Source organism: Arenimonas malthae CC-JY-1, from assembly GCF_000747075.1.
In the GTDB taxonomy this organism is placed as follows: Bacteria; Pseudomonadota; Gammaproteobacteria; order Xanthomonadales; family Xanthomonadaceae; genus Arenimonas; species Arenimonas malthae.
This window is the reverse complement of record NZ_AVCH01000060.1, coordinates 1-4,454: the sequence shown is the minus strand read 5'-3', so window position 1 is coordinate 4,454 and position 4,454 is coordinate 1. Positions and strand designations below refer to the sequence as shown.

Sequence of the window (4,454 nt, the reverse complement as noted above, 5' to 3'; positions counted from 1 at the left end):
CGAGGCGCGCGATGGCGGCGCACGCTGGCTGGCGATGCGGCTCGAACCCGGCGCCGTGGCCGCCGCCTGGCAGCTGCCGGCGCTGGCCCCGCGCGTGCTGCGCCTGGACCCGGCCCTGCCGCTGGGCCATGAACGCGACCTTGAGCTGCTGGCGAATACCCTGTCGCCCGACAAGCACCGCGGCTACGCGCTGCAATGGTTCGGCCTGGCCGCCGCGGCCGCCGCCATCACCCTTCTCCTCTGGTTCCGGAAACGCCCATGACCGCCCCTTCGCAAACCCGCTCGCGCCTGCAGCTGCTGCTGGTCGCGGCGCTGTTCCTCGGCAGCTTCGGCGTCGCCGCCACGCTGTTCTTCAGCGGCTGGAAGCCGGGCCAGACGCGCAACATCGGCGAGATGCTCGAGCCATACCCCGACCTGCGCGACATCGCGCTGGTGCGGGCCGACGGCACCGCCTGGGACTGGAACCCCACCGCGCGCAACTGGCACGTGGTGTTCACCGCGCCGGAGGATTGCGGCGAACCCTGCCTGCGCATGCTCGACGCGCTGCACCGCGTGTGGCTTTCCGAAGGCCGCCACGCCGACCGCCTGAAGGTGCTGTGGTTCGGTGACGTGCCGGCCGGCGGCCCGCAGTTCAGCGGCCTGGTGCCCATGCAGCCCAACGCCGCCCTGGCCGCGCGCCTGCCCGACGTGGCGCGGCCCGACGCCCTGCCGGCCTACCTGGCCGACCCCAATGGTTACCTCGTCCTGCGCTACGCTCCGGGCTTCGACCCGTCCGGCCTGCGCAAGGACCTCGGACGTGTGCTGAAGTAAGGCTGCCCATGAACGCTCCCTCCCGTCATTTCCACCGCCTGGCCTGGGCCGCGCTGCTGCTCGCGCTGGGCGTGATCGTGTTCGGCGGCTTCGTCCGCCTTTCCAACGCCGGCCTGAGCTGCCCCGACTGGCCCACCTGCTACGGCAAGGCCACCTGGCCCACCCAGGACCACGAAATCAACGCCGCGAACGAAGCCTTCGAACGCGCCGTGGAAGTGGGCAAGGCCTGGCGCGAGCAGTTCCACCGCCACATCGCCGCGCTGCTGGGCCTGATGGTGTTCACGCTGGCGCTGCTGGCCGCGCGCAAGCGCAAGGGCGGGGTGGCCAGCGTGCTGGCCGCGGCGGCGCTGGTGGGCGCGTCCATTCCCATCTACATGGGCGCCGGGAGCCTTGCGCCGAACCACGGGCTGTCGGTGGCGCTGTGGCTGGCCGGCGAACTGATCCTGCTGGTGCAGGTGCTGCGCTGGTCGAACGTGGACGCCTCGCGCCTGAGCACGGCGCTGCTGATGGTGATCATCTTCCAGGCCGTGCTCGGCATGTGGACGGTGATCTGGCTGGTGAAGCCGGCGATCGTCATGGCGCACCTGCTCGGTGGCCTGCTCACCTTCTCGCTGCTCACGTGGCTGGCCTGGGGCACCACGCCGTCGTCGGCGCTGGTGTTCGCCGAGGCGCCGAAGCTGCGCCGCCTGCTGTGGATCGGCCTGGGCCTGCTGGTGGTGCAGATCGCGCTCGGCGGCTGGACCAGCGCCAACTACGCCGCGCTGGCCTGCGGCACCGACTACCCGACCTGCCTGGGCCAGTGGTGGCCGGAACAGGACTACGGCGAAGCCTTCGTGCTCTGGCGCGGCATCGGCGTGGACTACGAAGGCGGCGTGCTCGACGGCCCCGCGCGCGTGGCCATCCAGATGACGCACCGCCTGTTCGCGCTGCTGGTCACCGGCCACCTGCTGTTCGTCGCCATCAGGATGCTGCGCACGCCGGGCCTGGTGTTCTGGGGCAGCGTGCTGCTGGTGCTGCTCACCGCGCAGGTCGCGCTGGGCATCAGCAACGTCGTCGCCGGCCTGCCGCTGTGGGTGGCCACGGCGCACAACGCCGGCGCCGCGCTGCTGCTGTTCACCGTGGTGGGCCTGCTGGCCCGCCTGCGGGCGCCGGAATGAAGCTGCCGCTGGCCGCCTACTGGGAGCTGACCAAGCCGCGCGTGGTGGCGCTGATCGTGTTCACCGCGATCATCGGCATGTTCCTGGCCATCGAGCCGGGCGAAGCCTGGCCCTGGGAGCGCATCGTGCTGGGCGCGGTGGGCATCTGGCTGGCGGCGTCATCGGCGGCGGCCATCAACCACCTGCTCGACCAGCGCATCGACGTGCTGATGGCGCGCACCCAGCACCGCCCGCTGGCCACCGGGTCGCTGCGGCCGGTGCAGGTGCTGGTGTTCGCGCTGGTGCTGGGCGCGCTGTCGATGCTGCTGCTGGCGTGGCGGGTGAACGGGTTCACCGCGCTGCTGACCTTCGCGTCGCTCATTGGCTACGCGGTGATCTACACCGGCTGGCTCAAGCGCGCCACGCCGCAGAACATCGTCATCGGCGGCCTGGCCGGCGCGGCGCCCCCGGCCCTGGGCTGGGCGGCGGTGGACGGTTTCGTGCCGCCCTGGGGCGTCGACCCGTATGCGCTGCTGCTGGTGCTGATCATCTTCGTGTGGACGCCGCCGCACTTCTGGGCGCTGGCCATCTTCCGCCGCGACGACTACGCCAAGGCCATGATCCCGATGCTGCCGGTGGTGTACGGCGTGACCTACACGCGCTGGCAGATCCTGTTCTACACCGTGCTGCTGCTGCTGGTGACGGTGCTGCCCTTCGCCACCGGCATGAGCGGCGTGTTCTACCTGGGCGGCGCGCTGGTGCTGGGCGCGGTGTTCCTGTGGTACGCGGTGCGCCTGCTGGATCCGCCGGGCGAGCTCTACGCGATGAAGGTGTTCAACTATTCCATCGTGTACCTGATGGCCCTGTTCGCCTTCCTGCTGGCCGACCATTGGCTGCTGCCCCAGGCTGCCGCCGCCGCAGCCACGCCCACCCTCGAGTTCCTCCCCACTTCCTGAGCCCAGGAAAAGGCCTGGATGCGGGGGCTTGACTTTTGGTTTTACAGGCGTAAAAGTAAATTCCAATTACGAATGTAAAAGGAATGGCCATGGCCCGGATATCCATCAGCGAGGCGGAGAGCGAAGTCATGCAGGCCCTGTGGGCCGCGGGCGAGGCCACGGCCGAGGACCTGATCGCCGCCGTGGCCGGGCCGCAGGGCTGGGCCGAGGGCACCGTGCGCACCCTCATCAACCGCCTGCTGACCAAGGGCGCCATTTCCGCCGAGCGGGAAGGGCGGCGCTACCGCTACCGCCCGCTGCTGCAGCGGGCTGACTGGATGGCCGACGCAAGCACCGGCGTGGTCGACCGCCTGTTCGGTGGCCGCATCGCGCCGCTGGTGGCGCACTTCAGCGAGCAGCGCAAGCTCACCCGCGCCGACATCGACGAACTTCGCAAGCTCATCGAGGGCTTCGACGATGGCCGCTGAACTGCTCGACTGGGGCCTGCGCGCCAGCCTGGCCCTGGCCGTGGCCATCGCCCTGGTGCTGGCCCTGCGCGCGCCCTGGCGGCGCTGGCTGGGCGCACGCAGCGTGCCGTGGCTGTGGCTGCTGGTGCCGGCGGCGCTGCTGGCGGTGAGCCTGCCGGGCCCGACCGTGGTGCATGAAGTGCCGGCCGAAGCCTTGCCCGCGGTCGCCGTGATTTCCGATGCCGCGGCCGTGGCGAACCTCTCCGCGGCGCCGACGATCGCGCCCGACGTTTCCGCCTGGCCCGTTCCCCGCACCGCGCTGCTCGCCGCCTGGGCCGCAGGCGCACTCGTCCTCGCGGGCGTGCTGGCCAGGCAGCAGCGTCGCTTCCGCCGCCGCCTCGGCGCGCTGCGCCCGCGCGCCGACGGCAGCTGGTCGGCGGAAACGGACAGCATCGGTCCCGTCGTGATCGGCGTGCTCGCGCCACGCATCGTCGTGCCCGCCGATTTCGAACAGCGCTACGACGCGCAGCAGCGCGCCCTCGTGCTGGCGCACGAACGCTGCCACCTGCGCCGCGGCGACCTGCCGTTGAACCTGCTGGCCACGGCGCTGCGCTGCGTGTTCTGGTTCCACCCGCTGGTGCATGTCGCGGCCGCGCGACTGCGCCTGGACCAGGAACTCGCCTGCGACGCCAGCGTGCTGGCCCACCATCCCCGCGCGAGGCGCGCTTACGCGACCGCGCTCCTGAACACGCAGCTGGCCGACCTTGGACTGCCGGTCGGCTGCGCATGGCAGTCCAGCCATCCCCTCGCCTGGAGAATCACCATGCTCAGCAAACCCCTGCCGGGACCGTCCCGGCTGCTGTTGGGTGCAGGACTCGCCCTGCTGGCCACCTCGGCCACCGCCGCCGCGCTCTGGCAGCACCAGCCGCCCACGATCGTGATGTTGCCCGCCATCGCCACGCCCGCCGCCGCGGCGCCGCTACCGCCGCTGGCGGTGGAGTCCGGAACACCGGCGCCGGAACCGCGGGCGGTCGACCGCGTGGCGCCTGCTGCCCCTGCCGCCGCACCCGCTGCCGTCGGGACACCCGTTGCGGCAGCGGCGCCGG

At 71.6% G+C, this 4,454-nt stretch carries 6 protein-coding genes; all 6 read left to right on the top strand.

The annotated features are described in order from the left end of the window. The coding region (locus tag N790_RS03940) for an SURF1 family cytochrome oxidase biogenesis protein (RefSeq protein ID WP_043801035.1) at positions 1-262 on the top strand (262 nt) is incomplete at its 5' end. Further along, positions 259-810, top strand: coding sequence for a hypothetical protein (locus N790_RS03935; protein ID WP_043801031.1), 552 nt, complete (start codon positions 259-261; stop codon positions 808-810). The genes N790_RS03940 and N790_RS03935, both read left to right, overlap by 4 nt. Before the next feature lie 8 nt (positions 811-818). Next, positions 819-1,967, top strand: a complete 1,149-nt coding sequence (locus N790_RS03930) for a COX15/CtaA family protein (RefSeq protein WP_156969918.1) — start codon at positions 819-821, stop codon at positions 1,965-1,967. Further along, entirely contained in the window at positions 1,964-2,902 is a 939-nt protein-coding gene (gene cyoE, locus N790_RS03925; protein ID WP_052385669.1) for a heme o synthase, read from the top strand. The genes N790_RS03930 and cyoE overlap by 4 nt, the downstream gene beginning before the upstream one ends. A gap of 98 nt (positions 2,903-3,000) precedes the next feature. After that, positions 3,001-3,369, top strand: a complete 369-nt coding sequence (locus N790_RS03920; RefSeq protein ID WP_043801040.1) for a BlaI/MecI/CopY family transcriptional regulator — start codon at positions 3,001-3,003, stop codon at positions 3,367-3,369. Beyond that, positions 3,359-4,454 (top strand): M56 family metallopeptidase (locus N790_RS03915; protein ID WP_211251947.1); only part of this gene is annotated, 1,096 nt, incomplete at its 3' end. The genes N790_RS03920 and N790_RS03915, both read left to right, overlap by 11 nt.

What these genes read in the sequence shown, in the direction of transcription:
- N790_RS03930 (WP_156969918.1), top strand. Translation starts at nt 819, where the DNA reads ATGAACGCTCCCTCCCGTCATTTCCACCGCCTGGCCTGGGCCGCGCTG.
- N790_RS03935 (WP_043801031.1), top strand. Translation starts at nt 259, where the DNA reads ATGACCGCCCCTTCGCAAACCCGCTCGCGCCTGCAGCTGCTGCTGGTC.
- cyoE (WP_052385669.1), top strand. Translation starts at nt 1,964, where the DNA reads ATGAAGCTGCCGCTGGCCGCCTACTGGGAGCTGACCAAGCCGCGCGTG.